The organism is Clostridium collagenovorans DSM 3089 (assembly GCF_900130005.1).
Lineage (GTDB): Bacteria > Bacillota > Clostridia > Clostridiales > Clostridiaceae > Clostridium_D > Clostridium_D collagenovorans.
The window spans coordinates 1-26,184 of the sequence record NZ_FQXP01000010.1 but is presented as its reverse complement, the minus strand read 5'-3'; the positions used below and the strand labels follow the sequence as shown (position 1 = coordinate 26,184).

The following is a 26,184-nucleotide window of genomic DNA, read 5'->3' as shown; positions in this document are numbered from 1 at the left end:
TCTAACACCACCGTGCGTACCCTTCGGTACACGGTGGTTCAATAGAATTACCTAAATCTTGAATAACTTTCGATTAATGTTATGAACCCTTATTCTTTTATGTAGTCATTTGTTAGTGTTCTAGATAAATTTTGACTGTTTGCAATTCTTAGATATACTTTTCTTGTATTTGCATATTCCCATGCTTTCAAATTTTCTATTCGTAATTTAACTTTCTAATATTACTTGTGATACGGTTCATTCTAAAATAAAATCAGGATTTCCAATAAAACGCGTAAATATATTATTTTGAGCTTATCTATTCCTATTATGTATCTTCTTGTATTTTTTATATGCTCCTCAATTTCCTTTTTATTTCTACTCACTGTATCAACATAATATCCCTTACACCTAAACTATCTATTTACATATTTGTATTTTAAATTTGCATTTCTATCAAAAATCATTAATAAACTCTTCCCATTAATATATCCCATAAACTGAGAAACACTAAGCTTTGGTGGTATGCTTACAAGCATATTTATGTCACCCTTACAAGGATTAGCTTCTATTATTTCTACGACTTTATGTTTACAAAGCTTTCTTAACATTATTCCAACATCTAGCTTTATCTTTCCATAAACAATTTATCTTCTATACTCTAGTGTGAAAAGCTATATGATACTTGTAATTCACTTACTATATTCTCAACTACTATTCCCCATTACAAAATAAACCTCTTTAAAATTATACTATCATTAGTCAAACCTATTAATTTTGCAATATTAATTATATTTAACCATAACAGTTTAATAAACCTAAATCTCCTTATATAATAAAGATAACTTTTTATACTTAAACTTAAAATATTAACTCTTCATACTCATTAAATTCTGTATCCTGTATGTACTCCATACTTTTAGTTTTTAAAAAATTATTATTATTATACTTATCTACAAGATCATTAGAAACTCTGTATTGCTTTTTATCTATTAGTTCTTCACAATACTTTTCTATTTTAATTCTATAATCCTTTTCTATACTGGAAATAAATGAAATATATCCTTTAATAGAGTCAATATTGTTATAATCCCCTGTTGCTATAGCATGATGAAGCATGCTTCGTACTTTTCTTTTCATTTCTTTTGGAACAAGAACTTTAGTATCATTAATTATTAATCCAGTAACAAATTTTTTAGAGTGTGGACTCATAAATTTAATCTTTTTATTATTGATTATAAAATCGTCCTCCTTAATTATTTTATATATAATATTCTGTGCCTTTCTTAATAAAATTTCATCATCACATGAAAAATACATATCATCTGCATACCTTGTGTAAGAAATTCCCCTTTTACTTGCAACTCCACTTAATCTATAATCTAATTTTTTGCATATTAAATTAGATATCACTGGAGAAGTGATTGCTCCTTGTGGAACCCTATCTTCATATGTACATATATTAGTAAGAATATTAGCTATTAAATTATTGTACCCTACCCCTTTAAACAAATAAAATACCTTTGTTTTATTAATACTATGAAAAAAATCCTTCAAATCAATTTTCAATATATAAGAATCATATTTATGTAATTCTGCATTTTTTTTAATTCCATAACTTTTGCCTTTTCTAAATGCCATTGAAAAATCTGATAACGGTAATTTATCCAACATTTTTATTTTAATCCATTTTTGGACTAATTTTAACGAAGTACTAGGAATACTAATCTGTCTACTACTTCCATCTTTTTTAGGAATCTGCTTATTTTGATAAAACAAATATTGTTTTTGAGATAATAAATATAATATTTTAGGACTTAGTCCAATTTCTGTAGAGAATGATTCAATATCATAAATCTTAGGTAATCCTAATGTTTCAAGAATCATGGAATTGCTATACTTTAAATTTTTAATTGTTAACACCCCTTTACCATAAATCTTTTTAGATTAAATCGTTTAAGTTATTCACAGCTGTGAATGAATTAATCGATTTAATTTAAATTATATTTTGCTATATACTTATGAAGACGAATCATCTTCGACTATGCAAATAACTAGTACTATTTTTGTTACAACATAGTGCTTTCTAAAGGGGTGTTCCCATTTAACTCAGACAAAATTATACCATATCTAATATAATCAAACAACTTATTTGATTCATTTATAGGTAAATTTCTCAAAATACCTTTAATATAGTCATTACCCTTATGAGTTAATGATATTGTTCCATAAATTATATGCTTATTAATTAATTTATGTCTATATAATAATTTAATTGAAGCCCCTAAAATTAATTTAAACTGTTTCATATTTATATTATTTCTAGTATACATCTCAGTAATAATGTCCTCCAAGTCCCTTAACGAAACTCTTTTTATAAAATATAGTAATAATGGGATAAAATTATATTCACCTATTATTGTATTAATAGCTATATCTTGTTTTCCGTTTTCTTTTATAAATTTCTTAAATTCCTCTCCTATTTTTTTTACAACCTTATCAAGCTCATCACCCTTATAAAAAACAATCCTTTCCTTTCCTTTCTTGTTTATAATATATTTTACCGGTCCCATAATTATAAAACTTTTATCTTTTTCATATTTTTTATTTATCATAACAAAAAGCTTCTCTAGAGTTTGATTATTATTAGTGAAAGCTCCTAGCTCAACAAATGAACCTGCACTTTCTGGAAGTACACAAATAATATCACTATTCTCTGCTAAAAACTTTTCCAAACTTAATAAATCTTTATCTCTATTCTTAGCTAATGTATCCATAAACATATCTTCTGGATATAATACTCTTATGTTATTTTTCTCCATTTTTTCTCTGACTATATCTCTAATACACTTATTATTAGTGCTTACTCCACCACATAAGAATACATCAATATACTCTCTATTTATATTTTTATAAACTTCATTATATAATTTATCAATTGACTTATAAAACAATTCATATTTAGTCATTATAACTCTCCAAGTTTCAAAATATTCTATCTATAATTTTACATTAATATCTAAATAATTTCCATATGTTAATTTAGTTTTTAATAATATATTGTTCTTTAACATATATTTGCCACTTATCCAATTACTTATATTATTTATTTTTACATACTTTTACTACGTATACATTTCCCTGTATAAGCCTTATAATATATATATTGATTTTTAACTTAATATTTTTATAAGTAGGTGATATTTTTTGTTATCTAATTTTTTAGTCACTAAGTTTGTTAAAGACTATGATAATGTGACGGATAGGTCTGTTAGAAACTCCTATGGATATTTGGGTGGAGTAATGGGACTAATTCTAAATCTTATTTTATTTATAGTGAAGCTTTCTGTGGGGATTATTTCTGGTAGTATTGCTGTTACTGCGGATGCCTTTAATAATTTCTCTGATTCGGCTTCTTCCCTAATTACTATCCTAGGATTTAAATTATCTTCAAAACCACCTGATAAGGAACATCCTTTTGGACACGGAAGAATTGAGTATATTTCAGCGCTTATTGTTTCTTTCCTTGTGTTGCTTGTGGGTATTCAATTTGTTAAAAGCTCTTTTAGTAGGATTACTGATCCTAAACCTATAGCTTTTAATATTATAATTTTTTCTCTACTTGTTTTATCTATCTTTACTAAGATATGGATGGGTAAATTTAATGTTTTCTTAGGGGAAAAAATTAATTCTCAAGCACTTAAGGCTGCATCTACTGATGCTTTTGCTGATGTTATTACTTCTAGCGTTGTTGCTTTATCTCTTTTACTTTCTAATTGGATTACTTTTCCGATTGATGGTTATATAGGTATTGCTGTTGCTTTATTTATTATATATTCTGGTTTCAATTTAATTAAGGAAACTTTAGATCCTCTTTTAGGTGAAGCTCCTGAACCAGAATTAGTTGAAGCTATTAAGAGTAAAATGTTTAGTTATGAATATATAGGTGGGGTTCATGATTTAATTATTCACAATTATGGTCCTGGAAGATGTATTGCTACAATACATGCTGAAGTTCCTATGAATTCTCCTATTGCTAAGATTCATGAAGTTATTGATAGGGCTGAAAGAGAAATTTCTAGGGAGCTTAGTTTAACTTTAGTTATTCATATGGACCCTATTAATACAGATTGTAAGGAAGTTCAAGCTGCTCAGGATTTAACTTTAAAAATTCTTAAAAACTACCCTGAGGTTAAATCTATGCATGACTTTAGAATCGTTGGTGAAGGTGATGTTAAGAATATAATCTTCGATATAGTTGTTGATGCAGATATTCATTTATCTTTTCAGGAGGAAGATGTACTTGCTGAAAAAATCAATGCTTCTTTAAAGAATTTCTATCCTGAATATAATGCAATAATTACTGTGGATAGGGACTTTTTAGGAATATCTTAGTTTTACTTTTAAAACTATAAGCTTATTAATGTTTAATATAATTAAACATTAATAAGCTTTATTTTTTTGTTAATTCGAAATTTTTAATTCAACTTATTTCCATTAAATGAATATAATGTATAAGTATCTCAAAGGAGTGTGATTTATTTTGACTAAAAAGATAAAACATTATTTTCCTGGCGCTAATACACCAGATGGATTCTTTAATTATTTTAAATATATCTTACCTGTAGAGGAAGCTAATAGAATCTTCTGCATCAAAGGTGGCCCAGGTACTGGTAAATCTTCATTTATGAAAAAAGTTGGAGAATATTATTTAGAAAAAGGTTACGAAGTTGAATATCATCATTGTTCTTCTGACAATGATTCTCTAGATGGTGTTGTAATTAAAGAGCTTAAGGTTTCTCTTTTAGATGGAACTGCTCCTCATGTAACTGATCCTGTAGTTCCTGGGGTTGTAGATGAAGTTCTTAACTTTGGAGATTGCTGGAATGAAGAGCTTTTAAAAGACCATAAAGATCAAATAGTAGATACTCAAAATTATATTAGTAATGGATTTACAAGAGTTTATAAATATATCTCTGCTGCTAGATCCATTTATGACGACTGGAAAGAATTAAATTATAAGGCTATAAATTTGGATAAAGTACATCAATTACAAGAGGATTTAAAAGCTAAAATATTACCTATGCCTATAAGTCATACTGGTGAAAATAGACATCTTTTTGCAACTGGTTTTACCCCTAATGGAATTGTAACTTATATTAAAGATATTATATTTGATTGCAAAGATGTTTATGTTTTAGAAGGGGCTCCTGGTACTGGTAAAAATGAGATTCTACAATATTTATCTCAAGAAGCTTTAAAGAGAGGTTTAGATATAGTTAGTCTTCACTCTCCTCTTGTTCCTGAAGAAATAGAACACCTTGTAATTCCAGAGTTAAGTACTGCTATAGTAACTAGTAATGCCTTAACTAACTTAGAGTTTGAAGGTACTCATTTCTATATGAGTGATTATATGAACCAAGAAATTCTAGATAAAAGTCAATATAAAATAGTTGCTGCTAGTCAAGATTTCTATTATATCCTTAATAAGGCTCTTGGAATCTTAACTGATTGTAAAGAAAATCACGACAAGCTTGAAAGCTATTTTATTCCCTCTATGAACTTTGATAAAGTAAATGACTTATTTGATTACGTTATAAATAAATGTAATCAACTTTAATTAATAATTTAAGAGATACTATGTAAAGGTGAAGTTTTTTCCTTCACCTTTATATTGTATTTTAGATTTTTTAAAAATATCTCTTAAATTTTAATATTAATTTAGGTATTTGTATTTTGACAATAATTTCTTCGACCTTATAGTAATAAGAATCTAAAACTTAATAGAAATTTTTTAAAGGAGCAATGTTATGGAACCTTATTTAAATTACTTAAATGAATGTGACTTTTTCGATGTTAATCCTAATATAAATCTTCATGTTCATGAAATATTTATGCTACCTTGTCGTAACTATCCTATTAAAAAAATTTTAAAATTAATACCTAAAGTACACTTATATAATTTACAACCTATAGATTCTAAGGGTAAAACTGTACTTTTATCTGGTACCTTGGAGTTCAAAGTTCTATACGAAACTAAAAATTATTTAAATTTAACTGAATCTGTACTTTTTTTCACTCCATTTAAGAAGGAAATAGAGTGTGAGAATTTTTCTGAGTTATATGATTCGCCTAAGGCTACAATTAATGAAGTTCATGCTGAGGTTTTAAATAGTAACTCTATTTATATATCTACTCACTTGTTACTTCCTAGTTTTATAAATTAAATAAATAGAATGAAGCTGTTGTCTTAAAGATTATAAAGTAATATTATGTGCTTATTTAAAGTATGGATATAAAAAAGAACTGCCACATGATATTTAAAAATCTTTCATGCAACAGCTCATTTTTTATAAATTAAGAAACTATATTTTTCTTTATATAAGTGCTTATAAAATTTAATTTATACTCCACTTATATCTTAAAATTAAATTTAAGAATTCACCTTATATACACATAACTCATGTAAAGCTCTTGTAGCCATTACATATCTTAATTTTCTTTCTTCTTGTATATCTTTCTCATTCTTATCTTTATCAATTGCTATAACAGCATCAAATTCTAATCCCTTAGCATAATAAGAAGGAATAACCACCATTCCACTTTTATAAATAATATTTTCATTTTCTAAAAGTCTTATGTTTATATTCTCCTTAAGCATATCGTGTATTTTTCTACACTCTTCAAGATTTTTTCCTATTATCCCTATGCTTTCATAGCCTTTTTCTCTAAATCTCATTAACTTATCAAATAAGCAATCCTTTAATGTTTCCTCTGAAGAAACCACTTTTTCAACTACAGGCTCTCCATTTCTAACTAATGGAATAATCTCTTCTTCTTTTAAAAGACTATTAGCATATTCCATAATTTCCTTTGTACTTCTATAACTTGTTTTAAGAGCATAGTTAGAAACCTCAGTTCCAGGATATATATCCTTAAGCTCAGTGAAGGCTATTTCTCCTTCAGTTGGTAACATTCTTTGATTTCTATCACCTAATATGGTCATAGAGTTACACTTTGTTATCTCTCTTAAAACAATTAATTGAAGTTTGCAAAGATCTTGAGCCTCGTCTACAACTAAATGCTTTACTTCTTCATCTAACTTATATCCTTCTAACTTAACCTTTAAGTATATTATAGGTGCTAAGTCATCTAACATAAGTATTTTATCTTCATTAAATTTATTATATATATCAATTATACTTGAGTTATCTATAAAAGTTAAAGATTTTTTTATTCTAATTAATTCACTAATTACGTCTCTAATATCATTTCTTCTTCTGAACTCTAAATCTGTAATTTGAAGGTCTAATTCACTTGGATCTATACTATCTTTTTCTTTTTCAAAGTTAATATTTATTTCTCTTACAAGCTCATCTCTTCTATCTTTTAATTTTGAATATATTATTCTCTTAACCTTTTGGCTTCTTCTAAATAAAGGCATATTCTTATAGTGAACATTAAATAAATCGCTAAGTTCCTTAGTATCTACAACTAATTTCCCTCTAAATACAACATCCTCTAAAGTAAAGTAACCCTTCTCTAAGTTGCTTATAAGTTTATCCAAGTCTTCTATAAATAAATCAGATGTCTTATATCTTATATCCTTTATTAATTCTTCATCACCATTTAAAATAGCTTCCATATAATCCTTATAAGACATAACATCTTCATCTATGATGTACTCACCTAATTCCTTGTAAGTACTTTGCTTAACTCCTGTTTCACCTAGGGTAGGTAAAACACTTGATATATATTCCATAAATATCTTGTTAGGTCCAACAATTAAAACCTTATCTTCTAATTGTTTTCTATGGTTATATAGTAAATATGCAACTCTATGAAGAGCTATAGTAGTTTTTCCACTACCTGCTACTCCATCTACAACTACAACTTTATATTGACCATCTCTTATTATATCATCCTGTTCCTTTTGGATAGTCATTATAATATCTTTTAATTTGTCACCAGCATTTTTACTTAAAACCATTTGTAGTATATCGTCTTTTATATCAACCTCTGAGTTAAACATACCCTTTAACTCTTCATTTTTTATGATATACTGTCTTTTATTTAAAAGATTTACTGCAACCTCACCAGCTGGAGCTTTATATGAAACATCTCCTAGTTTGCCTTCATAAAATAATGAAGCTATAGGAGCTCTCCAGTCTATTACAACTGGGTCTAAGGAATCCTCTGGAACAACTCCAAATCTTCCTATATACATTCTTTCTATTCCATAGTCTTCTTCTGAAAACTCAACCCTTCCAAAGTAAGGTGTAGGTTTTAAAATTGTAAGCTCTTTTAATTTTCTATCTATACTTTTATAAGCATCTTCTTTTACATATCTCTCATGGTCAAAGAATTCTATTAATCTATCTTCATCATCCTTATATTCTTCTATGAATTTCTTTCTGTAATCAAGAATATATTGTGTGAACTCTTTTCTCTTTTCTACTAAACTCAAAATTTCTTTAGCTATTATATCAATTACTTCTTTTAGCTTTTCCTTCTCTACTTCAAATTCAAGCTTTTCTTGAAATTCTTTTTCAAATTCTAAATTTTCCAAAGTTCCACCTTCTTTACTTTATTTCCTAAAACATTTCCTATGAGTAAGTATATAATAAGCCAATAAAATTTTAAAGTCAAAATTATCCTTTAATCTCTTTAAACCCAAGTACCTCTTCAATACCTAGTCCTGGTTTTTCAGGTAAAGTTATAGTATCTCCAGATATATTGGCTCCTCCAATAATATGATCACTATTATAAGTAAACATAGTGTCTAAGTCACTTTGGATCATATTTATCTTTGCAACAGCTAAAGAAGCTGCAGCAGTAATTCCTATTTTACTTTCTAACATACATCCCATCATAGTTCTAATATCTGTAGTATCTGCCATATCATATATTTTTATAGCATTATGAAGTCCACCAGATTTCATAAGTTTTATACTTATTAAGTCTGCTACATTACTTTTGATTACCTTAAAAGCACTTGGTGGACCTAAAACTGATTCATCTGCAAGTATCTCTGTAGCTACATGATCAGTTACATATTGAAGTCCTTCTACATCCCAAGCCTTTACTGGTTGCTCTATAAACTCAATATCAAGACCAAGATCCTCTAAAGTTCTAATAATCTTTACAGCTTCCTTTGGTCTCCAACCTTGATTAGCATCAATTCTTAAATTTATGCCCTTTCTAATTGCTTTTCTTATAGCAGTTATTCTAGCAATATCTGTAGCAGCATCGTATCCAACCTTTAATTTCAAACTACTATAGCCCTTCATAATTGCTTCTAATGCATTGCTTACCATTTCTTCTGTGCTAGCAAAATTAATAGTTATACTCGTTGATATACTATTTTGATGTCCACCTAATAGCTTGTATAATGGTACTCCAAAACTTTTTCCCATTAAATCATAAAGTGCCATATCTATTGCTGCCTTTGCACTATTATTAAACATAAGAGCCTTATTTACTATTTTCATGATTCCTTCTATATTTTCAACCTTTTGTCCTATTATTAAAGGTCTTAAATATCTTATAGCTCCAATTATGCTTTCCTTTGTCTCACCTGTTATATTAGGTGTTGCAACAGCACTTCCTACTCCAACCTCTCCACACTCTGTAAAAACCTTTACTACAATCTCCTCTGATTCCTTAACCACTATACAACCCCTAGTGTATGATTTGCTCAAAGGTAAGTCTATTTCCCCTATTTTAATATCTACTATCTCCATTTCTATTATCTCCCAAAGTATATAACTTTATATTTTTTATAAATATATTACAGATAAAAATAGCAAAAATCTCATTTAAAATGCTAACTATTAAATATATGTATAGATACTATTATATATAAGTAGATTTACATTTCAAGTTAATTTATTTTTATTCTTAAAACAATAAAAATAAGCCTAGCTATATTAAATTTTATTTTAATATGCTAAACTTATTTTTAATTCTATCTTTAGAGAATTTATTACTCTAAACTCGCTAAAGTATTCTATATATTCTATAGAAATAATCTTAAATACCTAAGCTTAAGAAATTAATTATTATTTTGCTAACTCATATAATGCATGACCATAGATCTTAGCATTTTTTATAAGTTTTTCTACTTCAATGTACTCATTTGGTTGGTGAACAACATCAGGATCTCCTGGGAACATTGGTCCAAAAGCAACTGTATTAGGCATTTCCTTAGCATAAGTTCCTCCACCTATTGAAACTAAAGTTGCTTCTTCTCCTGTTTGTTCAGTATAAACCTTTTGTAATGTTTTAATTAATGGATGCTCTGGAGCAAAGTATAATGGCTCTTGTCCACCAAAGTTTTCAACTCTGAATCCAGTTCCTTCTATTGTTTTATTAAATGGAGTCATCATATCTTCTAACTTAAATGTTACTGGGTATCTTAAATTTAAAGTAGCTACTGCTTTTTCTTCATTTAAATCTATTTTACCAAAGTTAAAAGAAAGTTTTCCTGAAACTTCATCTTCTAAGAAAATACCGAATTTTTCTCCATAACAATCAAATCCTATATGCTCATTCATAAAGTCAATGTATGATTTTATTTCACAGCAACCTAAATCTAATTCTCCTAAGAAAGCCATTAATTGCATAATTGCATTCTTTCCTAACTGTGGAGTACTTCCATGTGCTGAGAAACCAACAGATTTTATTGTTACTTTATTATCTGCTTCTTCCATAGACATTTCAAATTTTGTATCTTCTATAAATTTATTTAATTTTTCTTTTATTACTTCTGCTTTATTAGTTTCAATTATTGCTTCACAATAATCTGGAACCATGTTTCCTGCACTACCACCTTTAATAGATTTTATTCTATAATCACAGCAGCACTTTTTACTAAAGTCTTTTACTAAATGGAAAGATGTTAATCCCTTTTCTCCATTTATTATTGGATAGTTAGCATCTGGTGTAAATGCTGCTACTGGTGGTTTTTCCTTTGATAAGTAATATTCTAAATCTGGTCCGCCAGTTTCTTCACTAGCTCCAAAAATTATTCTTATTTTCTTTGAAGGTTTAAGGCCAGCTTCTTTCATAGCTTTTAAGCCATATAAAGCCGCAATAGTAGGTCCCTTATCATCTGTAGTTCCTCTACCCCATATCTTACCGTCGTGTATTTCTGCTGCATATGGTGGGTATTTCCATCCATCACCTTCTGGTACTATATCTAAATGTCCTAAGGCAGCAACATAGTCTTCCCCTTCTCCATACTCTGCATAAGCTACATATCCATCTAGATTTACAGCTTTAAAGCCTAATTCCTCTGATAATTTAATTGCATAGTCAAGTGACTTAGCTACTCCTTCACCAAAAGGCATTCCTTCCTTTGGTGTATCAAGAAGACTCTTTATTTTAACTATTTCACAAGTTGATTTTATGATATCCTCTCTTAGAGAATCGATAATATTATTCATATCCATTTAGCTCTCCCCTTCCTATTTTTTCATTTTATAACTTGAGTATACTGTTTTTGGAATTAAAAATCAATAAATATAAGCTGTCGAAATAAAACCCATTACTAAAAACTCAATTCTAGCAATGGGTTGGTTTCCTAATTAATTATTTACATGTCTCACAGCTTTTTTGTGATAAGTTTCTTGCTATATAGTAAAGTGTTCTAACACCTACTCCTGTTCCACCTTTGCTTTGACATTCAGCTGTAGAATTAGCCCATCCTGTTCCTGCTATATCTAAGTGAAGCCATGGTGTATTTCCTACAAATTCACCTAGGAATAATCCTGCTGTAATTGTTCCTGCACCACCAACACCTTGGTTGTGTAAATCTGCAACATCTGAATGATTACATTCTTTATATTCTTCAAAGATTGGTAATCTCCAAATTTTTTCTCCTGATTTTTTAGCTGCTGATTCTAAAACACCATAAAATTCATCGTCATTAGCTAATACTCCAGTAGTTATTTTTCCTAAAGCACTTAAAACAGCTCCTGTTAATGTAGCTATATCAAGAACCTTTGTTACCTTTTCTTTGCTTATAATATAGTGAATTGCATCTACTAATGTTAATCTTCCTTCACAGTCTGTATTTGCAACTTCTATTGTCTTTCCAGCCATAGATTTTATAATATCTCCTGGCTTGTAACCACCACCAGAAATTAAATTTTCACAAGATGCTACAACTGCAGTAACGTTAACTTGTAATTTCATTTCAGCTATAGAAGACATTGCACCTATAACTGCTGCTGCACCTGCCATGTCAGATTTCATATCTTGCATTCCAGCAGATGGTTTTAATGAATATCCACCACTATCAAAAGTTAATCCTTTACCTACAAATCCAACTATCTCATCTCTGTTTCCTGGGTCACCTACATATCTCATAACTATAAATTTAGGTTCATTATACGAAGCCTGTCCTACAGCTAAAAATGCTCTCATGCCTAATTCAGTTATTTTTTCTTTATCGAAAACTTCAACTTCAAAGCCACATTTTTCCCCTTGAGCTTTAGCTCTTTCTGATAATTCAGTAGGAGTTAAAACGTTAGATGGCTCATTTACAAGGTCTCTAGCTAACATTGTGTTTATTGCTAAAGTCATTCCTTCTTTTAAAGCCTTTTCTGCTTTTTCATTATCAAGTTCTAATCCACTTGGATCTATATTTATTTCTTCTACAGTACATTTGCTTTTTTCAGCTTTGTAAGTATCAAAGCTATAATTAGCTAACATAACACCTTCAACCATAGCTTTTAAAATTCTAAATGTACATAATCCTTCAACCTTAAATGAAGCTATATCTAAAGCCTTAAGTTTTAATTCTTGTGCCTTCTTAAATGCTTTTCCAAAAAGATTTTGAACTTTAGTAATGTTTAAATCTTTTTCTTTACCTAAGCCTAATAAAATTACTTCTCTTGGTTGTTCTCCAACACCATTAACTGTGTATATTTCCCCGTAGTTTCCATTGAATCTACCACTTTCTTTTAATTGTGTTAAAAGCCCTTGAGCTTTATCGCAACAACCTACACAGTTACACTCTTCAAATACCCCAACTAATAATGCATTGCTACCTTTAAATGCATCATCCATAAGATTAATTTTCATTGTGATACCCCCAAATTTTCTGAATTTTGATACTTTATAAATAATTATAAAGTAAAAGTTACTTTTTTTCACTAAAAATTTTAGGATTTTATCATAATTATTCAATTATGCATAATTTCTCATAATTTTTCATAAATAAGAGAGGTCTTGGCAACTCTTAAATTACCAAGACCTCTCTTATTTATTTTTAAAATTTCACCATATATTATGTTTATTTTAGTAATTATATTTTTTAGCTAAATACTTATATTCATACTATTACCATATATATTGCATTAAATAAACTTCATTCATAATTTTATAGGATAAAAAAATTAATATGCAATAAATTACGATGATGTAGATTTAATATTGCAAAGTATATAAGATATATATTCAAACTTTTAATTAAAATCTAATTTTATCTCTTTATCTTTTATTATTATTTTAGCCTCAAATTCATTGCCTTTTTTAGATTTAAATCCACTTATCTTATCAGTGCATCCTTCTTTAATTAATTTTTCTACTTGCTGTCTTTCTATAACTTTACCAGCTACCTTTCCTACGAAGAATTTGCACCCTACTCTCCAATTAGTACATCCATAGCCCTTTTCATAGCAAATAATTTCTCCAGATTTGCATATAGGACATACCCCTATGCTTTCTAAGTTTTCTTTTTCTTTATTACCTTTAATTTTTTTCTGAATCTTATTATTTATTTTATTTAATTCAACTCTGCTACTTTCAGTAATATTACTCACTATATCTGGTATAGAAAAATTATTTTTTTCTTCTGCTTTAGCAACATTTTGGCTTATGTATTTTTCAAGTTTATTCATAAACTCAATTCCTTCTATTTCCTTATCTACTACAAGTTTTAAGCCTTTTTCCCAACTTGCAGTAAGCTTTGGATTTAAAAGTCCTGATATTGAGTTATTTAAAACTTCATAAATTATTTCTCCCTTTAAACTTGGAGTTATAATTTGAGTTTTATTATTAACTTGTATATATTCTATATTATCTAATTTCTTTAATATTTCAGCTCTTGTAGCACTTGTTCCAATACCTGAACCCTTTATATGTTCTCTAAGCTCTTCGTCCTCAATAAGTTTACCTGCATTCTCCATTGCTAATATAATAGTACCTGTTGTATATCTTTTAGGTGGAGATGTTTCACCTTCCTTGATTGTTAAGTCACTTACATTTAAAATTTGTCCTTTTTTTATACTATTAAGGAATGTACTTTCCTTTTCTTCTTTATCCTTTTTATCTGGTTTTAGAATTTCTAAATATCCCTTTTCTACACATACCTTTTCTGTAGTAAAGAATTTTTCATCCTTTATATTAACTGTAATTGATAGTGTATTATATTTAGCCTGAGGATAGAATATTGCTAAAAACCTTCTAAGAACTAAAAGGTAAATTTCCTTTTCTAAGGATTTTAAGCCATTAAAATTATCTAAGCCTTCCCCTGTTGGAATGATGGCATAGTGGTCTGTGATTTTGCTATCATTAACATATTTACTCTTAACTAAGCCACTGTACCACTTATTATCTAAAATATTTTTAGCATATCCTTGCAATTCTTCATCACTACTAAATTTAGATAACTTAAATAAATTTTTATTAATCTCCTTAGCAACTGCAGTTGATAATACCCTAGCATCTGTTCTTGGATAAGTCAGCATTTTCTTCTCGTATAATCCTTGTATATTAGCTAAGGTCTGATCTGGATTTATTTTAAATCTTTTAGAACATTCATTTTGAAGCTCTGCTAAGTTAAATAAAAGTGGGGCAGATTTTTTTTCTGTTTTTCTACTTACATCTTCTACTACAGCCTTAGGTTCCTCTTGATTTTCTATTAAAAACCTTATTAGCTCCTCTGCGTATTCTCTTTTATTAAATCCAGTTTCATTATATAATTTAGGTGATTCAAAGTATTTAGAGCTTTCTACAGCCTTCCATTGCCCTTGAAAAACCTTATCCTCATCTAACTTAAAATCTCCTAAAACCTTAAAAAACACTGTCTTATTAAAGTTTTGTATTTCTCTTTCTCTCTCAACTATCATACCTAGAACACAGGACATTACTCGTCCAACTGCTATTACAACAGATTTTTCATTTAATATATTACTTACTATACGACCATGTAGTAAAGTTAAAACCCTTGAAAAGTTTATACCAACTAAATAATCTTCCTTTGCTCTAAGGTATGCAGATTCTGATAAAGAATCATAACACTCTAAATCCTTAGCTTCCTTTATACCTCTTTTAATTTCCTCTTCTGTTTGCGAGTCAATCCAAACCCTCTTTTTACTTTTTCCTTGTACTCCAACCATTTGATCAACAAGTCTATAGATATATTCTCCTTCTCTCCCTGAGTCCGTACATACATATATAGAATCTATGTCTTCTCTTAAAAGTAAAGATTTTACTATATTAAATTGTTTAGCTACAGAAGGTATTACCTCGTACTTATACTCCTTTGGTAAAAATGGTAGAGTATCTAATGTCCATTTCTTTAAAGACTCATCATAAGCCTCTGGATAACTCATAGAAACAAGGTGACCTACACACCAAGTAAAAATTGCTTTATCAGATTCTATAAATCCATCACCATTTCTTCCTTTTACCTTAAGTAATTTTGCAAAGTCCTTGGCTACAGAAGGTTTTTCTGTTATAAATAACGATTTTCCCATTTAATCATCCTTTTCTATAAAATAACATAAAGGAATGTCTCAACTTTTGAAACACTCCTACATATATAAAATAAGTTTATTGTTTATATATTAAAATTAAATTTCTGCATATAATCATAATGCAGTTTATTAAATAACTAAACTCTACTCCAGTATGAGATTAATTAATTCTCCTAAAAGTTTAGTTAAACATATCTAAAGGCTCATCTGTAAATATAGTGTCTATCTGAGTTCTGTTCTTTGATTTTAAACAACACATATACATTGCTACAGTATCATATCTTGCATCATGAAAACTTATTTCACTGCATCCAAATAGAAGTTTAGCCTTCTCTAATATTTTATTTCTATCTATTCCATAAAAATCTACAACTTCTTCTAATTTAGGATTTTTATATCCTACACCATTTCTTGCAGGAATTTTTAAGATTTTAGAAAAATATTTCATAGTACAAAATTCTTTTTCTGATCCATCTAATTGAAAAATTCTACTAAACTCAGCTTCTATAAATTTTTTATCAAAATTAATATTATGTGCAATTAATGTAGCACCTTCAAAATCCTCTTGTATTTCCTCTGCAAGATCTGCAAACTCAAAGCCTTCAGATAAAAGTTCTAGTTTTTCCTTACTAAATCCATGTACTCTTTCTGCCTCTGGTTCTACATGCTCTACCTTAAAGAAGTAATTCTTAAATCCAACTAATTGCTTATCTTCCTCTACAATATATGTAAGCTGAACTATATTACCAGGTCTTAATCCTGTAGTTTCCGTATCTAAAAATACACTCTTCATAAACCTTAAATCCTCCACATTCTAACTATCTATTTTAAAATTTTTATCTTTTTAAACATCCTATATTTTATTATTTTTTCTACTTACTTACTTACTTACTTACTTACTTACTTACTTAGTCTCTATCTCACTTAACATTTATAATCCTTATATAAATCTTAACTTTTTATCTTACTTTTTCTCTATGCTTTAAATTTTCTAATTTTCTTTTCCTTATTAGTTCTTTTCTATGCTTTTAAACCTTTTGCATATTTTCTTTCTTACTTCTTATCTATCCTTTAAATCCTTTTAACCTTTTTTCTCTCTTATCTTTTATCTATGGTCATAAATCTTTCTCTTCATATATTTTATCATTAATTTTCAAAGTAACAATATAAAATCTCATATATGCTTTGCAATATTAAAGCTTTACTATAATATCTTAGTTTAATCTTATAATTCAACTAAATATTATTATTTAACTATAAGACTCCAAAGATAAATAAAATTTAATTAATGTTATTTATAAGTTTTAATTAATTTCCTCCCTTTATAAGTTTATATATGCTTATTTACTAATAAAGGGCGACCTTAAATATTATAAATATTTTTATTAAAATATATTACATTTGTAAGTATCCCTAAATGTTATGAAAAATAAACCATATAGTCTACAAATTACCTAGAATATTATTTTTCATTTTTCCCATAATAATAGTGTAACTAAATTCTCTTTAAGAAAGAGGTGAGGTTGTTATGGGTACAATTTTTGAAAATTACATCTTGGAAAGACCATATGAAAAGGAAGACGTTGACTTACCTCCAAATGGTTAAGCTTAGATAACCATAAGCAAACACTACTAATTTTGAAAACGAGAATTTTAGAAACACCTTAACCCATAGAACGTCTATGAAATTATAAATTTAAATTCATAGGCGTTCTTACTTTTTATAAGTACTTCATAAAAATATCTTTTCTATATTTTATTATACTATATTTTAAGATTTACTCAAAGTTTAGCGATTTTATATCCATTTTTATATTTTTTTAAAATCTCATATTACTTTTAAACTTATTAATATAGAGTTTTATATACATTTCTAACATTTTTAAGCTATAATTATTAATAAAGCTTCTTTGAGAATAAACTCATATTTTATTATCAAAGAAAATTAAAAAATATTTTTAGTTTTAATAAAAGAAATTATGATTAATTTAATTATAGAAAGGAACATAAAAATGAATTTACTATCTGCTGAAAATATAAGTAAAAGCTACAGCGAAAAAATTCTTTTTGATAAAATCTCGCTTGGTATTAATGAAGGGGATAAAATAGGTGTTATTGGAGTTAATGGAACTGGTAAATCTACACTTTTAAAAGTTCTTGCTGGAATAGAATCCTTAGATCAAGGAAGTATCATAAAGGGGAATGGAGTTACAATAGAGTATTTACCTCAAAATCCTATTTTCCATGATGAAATTACAGTTATAGAGCAAATTTTCAAAGGTGATAATCCTATAATGAAGACTCTAAGAAAATATGAAACTATTATGAATAACTTAGAGAAATATCCTACTAATCTTGAATATAATGAAGAACTCATTAAATTAAGTGATTCCATGGATAAATTAGATGCTTGGAGTCTAGAAAGCGCTGCTAAAACCATCTTAACTAAATTAGGAATTATGAATTTTAATGAAAAAATTAAAAATCTTTCAGGAGGTCAAAAGAAGAGAGTTGCTCTTGCTACAGCTCTTATTGCTCCCTGTGATTTATTGATTTTAGATGAGCCTACTAACCATATGGATAATGAAAGTATAACTTGGCTAGAAACTTATCTTAACTCTAGAAAAGGTGCTTTATTAATGATAACTCACGATAGATATTTCTTAGATAGAGTTACAAATAGAATCATTGAATTAGATAGAGGAAGATTATTTAGCTACACTGGTAACTATAGTATATTCTTAGATAAAAAAATCGAAAGAGAACAAATAGAAGCTGCTAGTGAAGAAAAAAGACAAAACCTTCTTCGCCGTGAATTAGCTTGGATAAAACGTGGTGCTAAGGCTAGAACTACTAAACAAAAAGCTAGAATAGACAGATTTGAACAACTAAATAATGATAACCCTTTAGATTCTATTGGGAAAGTTGAAATCTCTACTGCACATAGTCGATTAGGTAGCAAAATAATAGAAATTAATAATATCAGTAAATCCTTAGGAAATAGAAACTTAATTGAAAACTTTTCTTATACACTTTCTAAGGATGATAGAATTGGTATAATCGGTGCTAACGGAATGGGTAAATCTACTTTAATGAATTTAATAACTGGTAAACTTACCCTAGACTCTGGAGAAATTATAATAGGTGAAACCGTTAAAGTAGGATATTTCTCACAGGATAGTTGTGAAATGAATGAAGAATTACGAGTTATTGAATATATTCGTGAGGTTGCTGAATTCATAGAAACTGCTGATGGAAGTAAAATTTCTGCTTCTCAAATGCTAGAAAGATTTTTATTTCCACCACAAGCTCAGTGGACTCCTATAAATAAATTATCTGGTGGAGAAAAAAGAAGACTATTTTTATTAAAGGTCCTAATGGCTTCCCCAAATGTATTACTTCTAGATGAGCCTACTAATGATTTAGATATAGAAACTCTTACTATTTTAGAAGACTATATCGAAGACTTTAATGGTATAGTAATTGCAGTATCACACGATAGATACTTCCTTGATAAAATAGCTGAAAGAATATTCTCCTTTGAAGGTAATGGAAAGGTTCTAGAGCATACAGGAAATTATTCAGACTTCTGTGAATTTAAAAAATCTCAAAGTTCTGAAGAAGCAACTGATTCTAAAACTGCCTCTAAATCTGCACCAAAGGAAAATAAAGCTCCAGCTAAAAAAGAAAACTCTAAGCAATTAAAATTCTCTTATAAGGAAAAATTAGAGTTTGAACAAATAGAAGGTGTAATAGAAGCCCTAGAAAATGATCTTGAAAAAATAGATTCAGATATTGCAGCAGCCTCAACAAATTTCCAGCTGCTACAAGAGCTTCTTGAGAAAAAGGACGAAATAGAACTTGAACTTTTAGAAAAAATGGAGCGTTTCGAATATCTAAGTAATTTAGATGAAGAAATTAAAGCTAATAAAGGACTTTAATGACCTTACTTTATAAGAAAATGTATATTTCAATAAATGTCTTCTTAATATTTAGATCTGATTTTTATTATTAAGTAAGGCTAATTATAAAGATAGCTAAATATATATTTATTTATAAAATACATGATACATTATAAAAGAGCTGTGATAATAAATATTTTTTATTATCACAGCTCTACTTATTTTATATTATTTCTATATTAAATATTTCTACCTTATAATATAAATATATTTTCACATACTTATATTACAAATATATTTTCACACAAATATACATTTATACAAATTACTAAACACATATTTTTTTATGTGAACTCAAAACTTTTCATAAATTAAACATAAATTTAAAACTCATCTTATAATCTATGTTTTCTTTTACCTTCTTTTTTTATCTTAGTTACCTTACTTGTAAATTCTTCAACATTCCCCTCAGTAATATTAGCTTTTGGAATATAATATATTCCACCATCCTTGATATCAATTAGAATCTTCAAGAAATCAGCTTCATCACTTATTACTTTTATAAAACTTAATGGCATTTCTTTATTTATATTTTCTCCATAAACACCTATTCTCTTCTCTTTACATAAATCAAATTGAAGATTTACATTTTCCACCCCTCTAAGCTTTCTCTTGAAAACTATATAAGGTTGCGCTATATAAAAAGCTGCTAAAGCAAAGAATATAACCGCTAAAAGTTGCATCTGAATAAATACTATAAAAGATAATACAATTAATGAAATTGCATAATACACATTCTTTTTATTTCCGTAATATTCACTTTTCATAACATTAAATATTTCATCTTTACTAGCTGAATATTTTAAAATAGTTCTCATTCTAGTATCACTAGAAATATCGTAATCACAAACTATCTTTGCTCTTTCACTTAACTTTTCATCAATCTTTTCCTTTAATACTGATACAAATTCCTCTTCATTATTTGTTATAATCTTATATCTTGGAATTAATATATCCTTTAGTTTTCCTTTAGGCACTGCTATAGGTACTATGGTTATATACTTATCATCTAACTTAACATCCTGCAATAACCCGTAATATAATTCATACTTATTATTGTCATCAAAGCTCACTATTTTATCCTCATGTAAAACCATTTTTACTTCTGAGTCTTTAACTTTTCTAAGATTAAATAATAATATAATTATAGGTAATACTATGTAAATAACCCCTAATAACACTATAAAATTTCCAAATGACCTACTAACTGAATCTACAAATAAATTTAATACTACCCCTAAAATTAATAAAGCTGGCCCAAAAACAATTTGTAATACGCTTCCGTAAAACTCTTTAAGAGCCTCCTTAGCTACTTCCTTTTTCTTAACAGAATAAGACAAAGTAACCTTTTTAAACTTAGCTACGTCCTTCATCTCCCCACTCCTTAACATATATATACCTTTAGTCTAAATTTTCTTTTATAACTATTATATATTAAGTTTAAATATAAATATATATATTCTTCGTTTTATCCATATATTCCACTAATATAATCCCTTGTTCTATCATCCTTTGGCTCTGTAAATATCTTTTCTGTTTTATCATCTTCTACTATATTTCCATCTAGCATAAACACTGTATTATCTGATATTCTTTTAGCTTGATTTAAGTTATGAGTAACTATAATTATGGTGTACTCTTTAGATAACTCTTTTAACATGTCCTCTATTATCATAGTACTCTTTATATCTAAAGCTGAACAAGGCTCATCAAGCAATAGTATTTTAGGCTCTATTGCTAAGGCTCTAGCTATGCATAATCTTTGCTGTTGTCCACCTGAAAGCTTTAAAGCTGACTTATTCAACTCCTTACTAACCTCTTCATATAAACCTACAACTCTTAATTTTTCCTCTACTACTTTATCTAAAATTTCTTTTTTATTCTCTCCATAATATTTCATAGCATAAGTTATATTCTTATAAATACTCATTGGAAAAGGCGTAGGATTTTGAAATACCATACCTATATTTTTTCTTACGTCATCTATAGAATCATAATCCTTTATATCCTTACCTTGAAACTCTATTTTCCCCTCTATTTTTGCTTCTACATTATCATTCAAAATTCCATTAATACACTTTAAAAACGTAGACTTTCCACAGCCAGAAGGTCCAATAATAGCAACTATACTATTAGGCTTTATATTCAAAGAAATACCCTTTAATACCTCTTTTTTCCCCAACTTAACCCTTAAATTTTCCACATTCAATATATTATCCATCTATCATTTTTAATGAATTAGTACATCCTAAAATATACCCTTCATTAAACCCTCCATTTTTTAATATTTAAATTTATATATAGTTTATAGCATCAATTACTTACCCTTAAAACCTACTCCAAAATTATAATTTACATTTTAATTTTATCTTTACTCTTTCACTTAAGCTTTTTTATTTTTCACCTTTTAAATCGCTGTATTCTTACTTTTCTATATATATTTTCATCAATATTTTAATTATCTCTTATGAATTACTTCTATTTATAAATTTCTCTATTTCCTTACTTTTCTTTCTCTACATTTATAAATCTATCTACTCTCTTACTTCTCTTTCCTTATCTATAAGCTTATCTTCCCTCTTTCTCTTGCTTATCTATCCTTATAAGCTTATCTTCTCTCTTGCCCTTGCTTCTCTATCCCTATAGTCTTATCTTCTCTCTTGCCCTTGCTTCTCTACCCTTATAAGCCTATCTTCTCTCTTGCCCTTGCTTCTCTATCCCTATAGTCTTACCTTCTCTCTTGCTCTTGCTTCTCTACCCTTATAAGCTTATCTTCTCTCTTGCCCTTGCTTTTCTCTACACTTATAGGCTTACCTTCTCCCTTGCCCTTGCTTCTCTATCCCTATAGTCTTATCTTCTCTCTTACCTCTCCTCTATATTTATATCTTCAGACCTTTTCCCTATAGTTAATACCAAGGATATAATATTAAGTACTAAAACCATAGCCAATAATACAAGAGTTGTCCCATAAGCATTTTCTACAGATATACCTTCACCAAGTAGCATATACAAATGGGATGGAAGCGCCATGAAAGGTGATAAAATACTCTTAGGCATTGGTGCTGATAATACTGCTCCCGTTAATATTATTGGTGAAGTTGCTCCCATTGCGAATCCACAAGCCATAGTAATTGATGATACTATATCTCTGAAGCTATGAGGAATGACTATCTTCAAAATTGTATAGGATTTACTTACACCTAAAGAATAAGATGCCTCAATCATATCCTTAGGAATTTCATTAAACAACTTTTCAATTCGTATCTCTATGTAAGGAAATATCATAATCCCTAAGGTTATCCCAGCCGATAACAAGCTCTTTCCTAAATTCAAGTTTAATACTAAAAATGAATATCCAAAGAGTCCTAATACAATAGAAGGTATTCCTGCAATACATTGAATACATAATGATATAATTGCTTTATATCTCTTACTAGTACAGTAAAATCTACAATATATAGATGTAGATATTGCTAATATGGATGCAACTACTCCTGATATTAATACAAGATACAAAGTACCCATTATAGCAGGATATATCCCCCCCTCACTTCCTGGAGGAAATCCAGAAGGTCTCTTAGTTAAAAAGTTCAAGTTTATAACCCTAAAACCCTTTATAAAGATAAATGAAAAAACAAATAAAATTATAGAAATAACTATTACTAAAGAGATAAAACTCCATAAAGTTATAAAACTATTTTTTTTCTTTTTACTCAATATTTAAGTCACCTCCAAATTAATAATCCCATTTACTTTTAAAATAATAAAAAATTAAATTAATTATTAATAAAATAACTAGTAACACCAATCCTGATGCAAATAATGCATGATAATGCATACTTCCAATCTCAGCAGAACCCATTTCTAAAGCTATTAAAGCGGGTATTGTTTGAGCACGTCCAAATAATTTCGGAAGTATAGCCGAATTACCTATAACAAGCATAACAGCCATAGTCTCACCTATAGCTCTACTAAATGCAAGAATTATTCCTGAAAAAATACCATGTTTACTTACAGGTAAAACTAAATTCTTAATCATATAGGATTTTGATACGCCTAATACAGTTGAAGATATAGAGTACCCCTCTCGCACCTTGTCCATTGTTTCTACCACTGTAGAAATAACACAAGGTATAGTCATTATTCCAAGTACTATTCCTCCTGCTAGCACACATTCTCCTGCAGCCATATTTAAATTCTTTTCAAAGAAGCTAACCAAAACCATAAGACCTATAAACCCAAAAATTACTGAAGGTACTCCCATTATTATCTGAACTATGGATTTAATAGCTTCTCTAAATCTTTCACTTGTATAAAAACATATGAAAATCGCTGCACCAATTCCTAAAGGAACAGAAATCAAAATTGCAATAAATGAAGTGTATAGTGATCCTAAAATCGCTGGTAATATAGAAAAATCTGCTCTATTACTAAGGGGATTCCATTTAGTTCCCGTAATAAAATCCTTTACCGATACAGCTTTAAAAATAGGAATACTTTCTTTTAATATAAAAAATATTACAAAACATAAAGTTATAGTAGCTAAAAATGTATTAAATGAAATGATAGCCTTAAATAATTCTTCATTCTTTCTTTGTTTTCTCTTTTTCACCTAAATCCCTCCTTATTTAATTTATAAAACAATCTATTATTATAATTCTTATATGACCACTATCATAATAATAGTTAAATTCCTACTAATATAAGTTAACATATATACTAATAATTTAACTTCAAAAAAGGCTATCTCTCTTACTATTTTAAAAATAGTAGATTAATAGCCTAATAATATACTTATTAATTTAACTATATAAGTTTCAATTAATTTTTACATTTAGAATTTATCTAACAATATATTTAATAATAAAAGTTAATGCTAAATTCTTTAAAAACCTTTTATTGAAAACTATATAAATAACAATTTATTTTTACTTTATGTTACTATTTAATTTAATGAGAATTATTTTGCTGGCAAAAATCCTAATTCTTCAACTATAGCTTTTCCTTTATCAGAAGTTAAATAATCTATAAAGTACTTTTCTTGCTTAGTTGGTTCACCATCATTAATAACTAATAATGGACGAGCGATTTTATAAGAACCAGATAAAATATTATCTTTAGTAGGTTCTACTCCATCAACTTTTAAAGGTTTTATTTTACCTTCATTTTGATTTACAACACCAAAAGACGCGTAACCAATAGCATTCTCATTTTGAATAATTTTTTCAACTAAAGCTCCCATAGAAGGTGCTTGAATAACGTCTGCTTTAACTTCATCTTTTCCCATTACTTTTTCTTGGAATACTTTATGTGCACCACCAGCTAAGTCTCTAGTTACAACTATTATCTCATTGTGTGGTAAACTCTTATCTACTTCATCCCAAAACTTATATTCTCCTGAGAAAATCTTTTTAATTTCTTCAGTTGTTAAGTCATTCTTTATTGATAAGATAGGGTTTTTAGGATTAACTGAAATAGTTAACGCATCAACACCTAAATTATATTCTTTATAATCTTTTATTTTAGTTTTTTCATCTGAAGTTACTTCTCTTGAAACTAATCCAAAGTCAGCTACTCCATCTACAATTCCTTTTATACCTTCTCCAGAACCACCAGCATTAACTACTACAGATACTTCTTTATTTTCAAAAGACTTGTCCACATCTTTCCAAGTTGGATATTGTTCTTTGAATTTAGCTGAAGTTGTATCTATAATAGGAGCTATTGTAGATGCTCCTGCAAAAGTTATAGTTTCTTTTAGGCTTTCAGCTGAGCTTGTACCACATCCTGCTAAAAGTGCAGTAGATAATATAGCTGCTGTTACCATTGATAATATTTTTTTCATTAATTTCTCCCCCAATATTGAATCTCAACTTTTAACCGTGATTTAAATATTAAGCATATTTAGTAATTTACGACATTATTTTATAATGCCTATACAAGATTATCACAATATTCACTGTATTTCTAATAGATTTTTTCAATACTTAAATAGTTTATTATCAGAATTTATAATACAATTAAGGTTTTTATAAAATTATGTAATCTATAATATCCCTATAAGTTAAATTATAGAACTATAAAATGTAATATTAATGAAAACAATCTTCTTGAAAGGATATTATTGAAAGCTATAAATAAGTAGTGATTTATAGTACTATAAGAACTTCTATATTAATTACAATATGTATCTTTTATACTATCTTTAAACTTACGAATAAAACTCATAAATAAGACTTATAAATCATAAGCTTTGCAAAAAAATAAAAAAGATTATCTAAGACTAGATAATCTTTGGAGCGGGAAACGGGACTCAAACCCGCGACTTCCACCTTGGCAAGGTGGCGCTCTATCAGCTGAGCTATTCCCGCAAGCTTACCCGGCGATGTCTTACTCTCCCACAGGGCTTCCCCTGCAGTACCATCAGCGCTGTAAAGCTTAACCTGCCTGTTCGGAATGGGAAGGGGTGTTACCTT

Annotated in this window: 17 protein-coding genes, 1 tRNA gene, 1 rRNA gene and 1 pseudogene; 4 read left to right on the top strand and 16 right to left on the bottom strand. The window is 28.2% G+C overall.

What is annotated here, in order from left to right:
- Nucleotides 1-242: 242 nt before the first annotated feature.
- The 3 genes and pseudogenes from tnpA to BUA48_RS12075 all read right to left on the bottom strand — a co-directional run bounded on the left by tnpA (nucleotide 243) and on the right by BUA48_RS12075 (nucleotide 2,948).
- Nucleotides 243-675 (bottom strand): annotated as a pseudogene (gene tnpA, locus BUA48_RS12085) (IS200/IS605 family transposase).
- A gap of 165 nt (nucleotides 676-840) precedes the next feature.
- On the bottom strand, nucleotides 841-1,902 hold the full coding sequence (locus tag BUA48_RS12080; RefSeq protein WP_143147720.1) for a retron St85 family RNA-directed DNA polymerase: 1,062 nt from the start codon (nucleotides 1,900-1,902) through the stop codon (nucleotides 841-843).
- A 146-nt stretch (nucleotides 1,903-2,048) separates the two neighbouring features.
- Nucleotides 2,049-2,948: a retron St85 family effector protein gene (locus BUA48_RS12075; protein ID WP_072832324.1), complete on the bottom strand. Its 900-nt coding sequence runs from the start codon at nucleotides 2,946-2,948 to the stop codon at nucleotides 2,049-2,051.
- Between the two features lie 238 nt (nucleotides 2,949-3,186).
- On the opposite strand from BUA48_RS12075, the gene BUA48_RS12070 reads away from it, so the two are divergent.
- From BUA48_RS12070 to BUA48_RS12060, 3 genes are all read left to right on the top strand, one after another.
- A complete protein-coding gene (locus BUA48_RS12070) occupies nucleotides 3,187-4,374 on the top strand; it encodes a cation diffusion facilitator family transporter (protein ID WP_072832323.1) in 1,188 nt (395 codons plus the stop codon).
- Between the two features lie 148 nt (nucleotides 4,375-4,522).
- Nucleotides 4,523-5,599 carry a PRK06851 family protein gene (locus BUA48_RS12065; protein ID WP_072832322.1) on the top strand — a complete coding sequence of 359 codons (1,077 nt, stop codon included), beginning with the start codon at nucleotides 4,523-4,525 and terminating at the stop codon, nucleotides 5,597-5,599.
- Nucleotides 5,600-5,789: 190 nt separating this feature from the next.
- A complete protein-coding gene (locus tag BUA48_RS12060) occupies nucleotides 5,790-6,206 on the top strand; it encodes a DUF3794 domain-containing protein (protein WP_072832321.1) in 417 nt (138 codons plus the stop codon).
- A 206-nt stretch (nucleotides 6,207-6,412) separates the two neighbouring features.
- Here BUA48_RS12060 and BUA48_RS12055 read toward each other — a convergent pair whose 3' ends face one another.
- From BUA48_RS12055 to BUA48_RS12030, 6 genes are all read right to left on the bottom strand, one after another.
- Complete coding sequence (locus BUA48_RS12055; protein ID WP_072832320.1) at nucleotides 6,413-8,548, bottom strand: HelD family protein; 2,136 nt, start codon at nucleotides 8,546-8,548, stop codon at nucleotides 6,413-6,415.
- An 82-nt stretch (nucleotides 8,549-8,630) separates the two neighbouring features.
- The gene (locus BUA48_RS12050; protein WP_072832319.1) at nucleotides 8,631-9,722 is read right to left on the bottom strand and encodes a mandelate racemase/muconate lactonizing enzyme family protein; all 1,092 of its coding nucleotides are present in this window, start codon (nucleotides 9,720-9,722) and stop codon (nucleotides 8,631-8,633) included.
- A gap of 318 nt (nucleotides 9,723-10,040) precedes the next feature.
- Nucleotides 10,041-11,432, bottom strand: coding sequence for a dipeptidase PepV (gene pepV / locus BUA48_RS12045; RefSeq protein WP_072832318.1), 1,392 nt, complete (start codon nucleotides 11,430-11,432; stop codon nucleotides 10,041-10,043).
- A gap of 139 nt (nucleotides 11,433-11,571) precedes the next feature.
- Complete coding sequence (locus tag BUA48_RS12040) at nucleotides 11,572-13,068, bottom strand: leucyl aminopeptidase (protein WP_072832317.1); 1,497 nt, start codon at nucleotides 13,066-13,068, stop codon at nucleotides 11,572-11,574.
- A gap of 383 nt (nucleotides 13,069-13,451) precedes the next feature.
- Nucleotides 13,452-15,746 (bottom strand): type IA DNA topoisomerase, encoded by a 2,295-nt coding sequence (locus BUA48_RS12035; RefSeq protein ID WP_072832316.1) that lies wholly within the window; start codon nucleotides 15,744-15,746, stop codon nucleotides 13,452-13,454.
- Nucleotides 15,747-15,927: 181 nt separating this feature from the next.
- Nucleotides 15,928-16,539: a 3'-5' exonuclease gene (locus tag BUA48_RS12030; RefSeq protein WP_072832315.1), complete on the bottom strand. Its 612-nt coding sequence runs from the start codon at nucleotides 16,537-16,539 to the stop codon at nucleotides 15,928-15,930.
- Nucleotides 16,540-17,758: 1,219 nt separating this feature from the next.
- Here BUA48_RS12030 and BUA48_RS12025 point away from each other — a divergent pair.
- The gene (locus tag BUA48_RS12025; RefSeq protein WP_072832314.1) at nucleotides 17,759-19,687 is read left to right on the top strand and encodes an ABC-F family ATP-binding cassette domain-containing protein; all 1,929 of its coding nucleotides are present in this window, start codon (nucleotides 17,759-17,761) and stop codon (nucleotides 19,685-19,687) included.
- 356 nt (nucleotides 19,688-20,043) lie between these two features.
- On the opposite strand, the gene BUA48_RS12020 is transcribed toward BUA48_RS12025, so the two are convergent.
- The 7 genes from BUA48_RS12020 to rrf form a co-directional block, all read right to left on the bottom strand.
- Nucleotides 20,044-21,081: a hypothetical protein gene (locus BUA48_RS12020; protein ID WP_072832313.1), complete on the bottom strand. Its 1,038-nt coding sequence runs from the start codon at nucleotides 21,079-21,081 to the stop codon at nucleotides 20,044-20,046.
- Nucleotides 21,082-21,176: 95 nt separating this feature from the next.
- Nucleotides 21,177-21,929, bottom strand: a complete 753-nt coding sequence (pstB, locus tag BUA48_RS12015; protein WP_072832312.1) for a phosphate ABC transporter ATP-binding protein PstB — start codon at nucleotides 21,927-21,929, stop codon at nucleotides 21,177-21,179.
- 641 nt (nucleotides 21,930-22,570) lie between these two features.
- Nucleotides 22,571-23,425: a phosphate ABC transporter permease PstA gene (pstA, locus tag BUA48_RS12010; protein WP_072832311.1), complete on the bottom strand. Its 855-nt coding sequence runs from the start codon at nucleotides 23,423-23,425 to the stop codon at nucleotides 22,571-22,573.
- A gap of 19 nt (nucleotides 23,426-23,444) precedes the next feature.
- Nucleotides 23,445-24,320, bottom strand: coding sequence for a phosphate ABC transporter permease subunit PstC (gene pstC, locus BUA48_RS12005; RefSeq protein ID WP_072832310.1), 876 nt, complete (start codon nucleotides 24,318-24,320; stop codon nucleotides 23,445-23,447).
- A gap of 348 nt (nucleotides 24,321-24,668) precedes the next feature.
- Nucleotides 24,669-25,553 carry a phosphate ABC transporter substrate-binding protein gene (locus BUA48_RS12000; RefSeq protein WP_072832309.1) on the bottom strand — a complete coding sequence of 295 codons (885 nt, stop codon included), beginning with the start codon at nucleotides 25,551-25,553 and terminating at the stop codon, nucleotides 24,669-24,671.
- A gap of 450 nt (nucleotides 25,554-26,003) precedes the next feature.
- Nucleotides 26,004-26,079 (bottom strand) — tRNA-Gly (locus BUA48_RS11995).
- A gap of 6 nt (nucleotides 26,080-26,085) precedes the next feature.
- A 5S ribosomal RNA gene (rrf, locus tag BUA48_RS11990) occupies nucleotides 26,086-26,184 on the bottom strand; the annotation flags it as partial.

Coding starts and splice junctions, on each gene's coding strand:
- pstB (WP_072832312.1), bottom strand. CDS start 21,929: ATGGATAATATATTGAATGTGGAAAATTTAAGGGTTAAGTTGGGGAAA.
- BUA48_RS12000 (WP_072832309.1), bottom strand. CDS start 25,553: ATGAAAAAAATATTATCAATGGTAACAGCAGCTATATTATCTACTGCA.
- pepV (WP_072832318.1), bottom strand. CDS start 11,432: ATGGATATGAATAATATTATCGATTCTCTAAGAGAGGATATCATAAAA.
- BUA48_RS12075 (WP_072832324.1), bottom strand. CDS start 2,948: ATGACTAAATATGAATTGTTTTATAAGTCAATTGATAAATTATATAAT.
- BUA48_RS12040 (WP_072832317.1), bottom strand. CDS start 13,068: ATGAAAATTAATCTTATGGATGATGCATTTAAAGGTAGCAATGCATTA.
- BUA48_RS12025 (WP_072832314.1), top strand. CDS start 17,759: ATGAATTTACTATCTGCTGAAAATATAAGTAAAAGCTACAGCGAAAAA.
- BUA48_RS12020 (WP_072832313.1), bottom strand. CDS start 21,081: ATGAAGGACGTAGCTAAGTTTAAAAAGGTTACTTTGTCTTATTCTGTT.
- BUA48_RS12060 (WP_072832321.1), top strand. CDS start 5,790: ATGGAACCTTATTTAAATTACTTAAATGAATGTGACTTTTTCGATGTT.
- BUA48_RS12030 (WP_072832315.1), bottom strand. CDS start 16,539: ATGAAGAGTGTATTTTTAGATACGGAAACTACAGGATTAAGACCTGGT.
- BUA48_RS12050 (WP_072832319.1), bottom strand. CDS start 9,722: ATGGAGATAGTAGATATTAAAATAGGGGAAATAGACTTACCTTTGAGC.
- BUA48_RS12035 (WP_072832316.1), bottom strand. CDS start 15,746: ATGGGAAAATCGTTATTTATAACAGAAAAACCTTCTGTAGCCAAGGAC.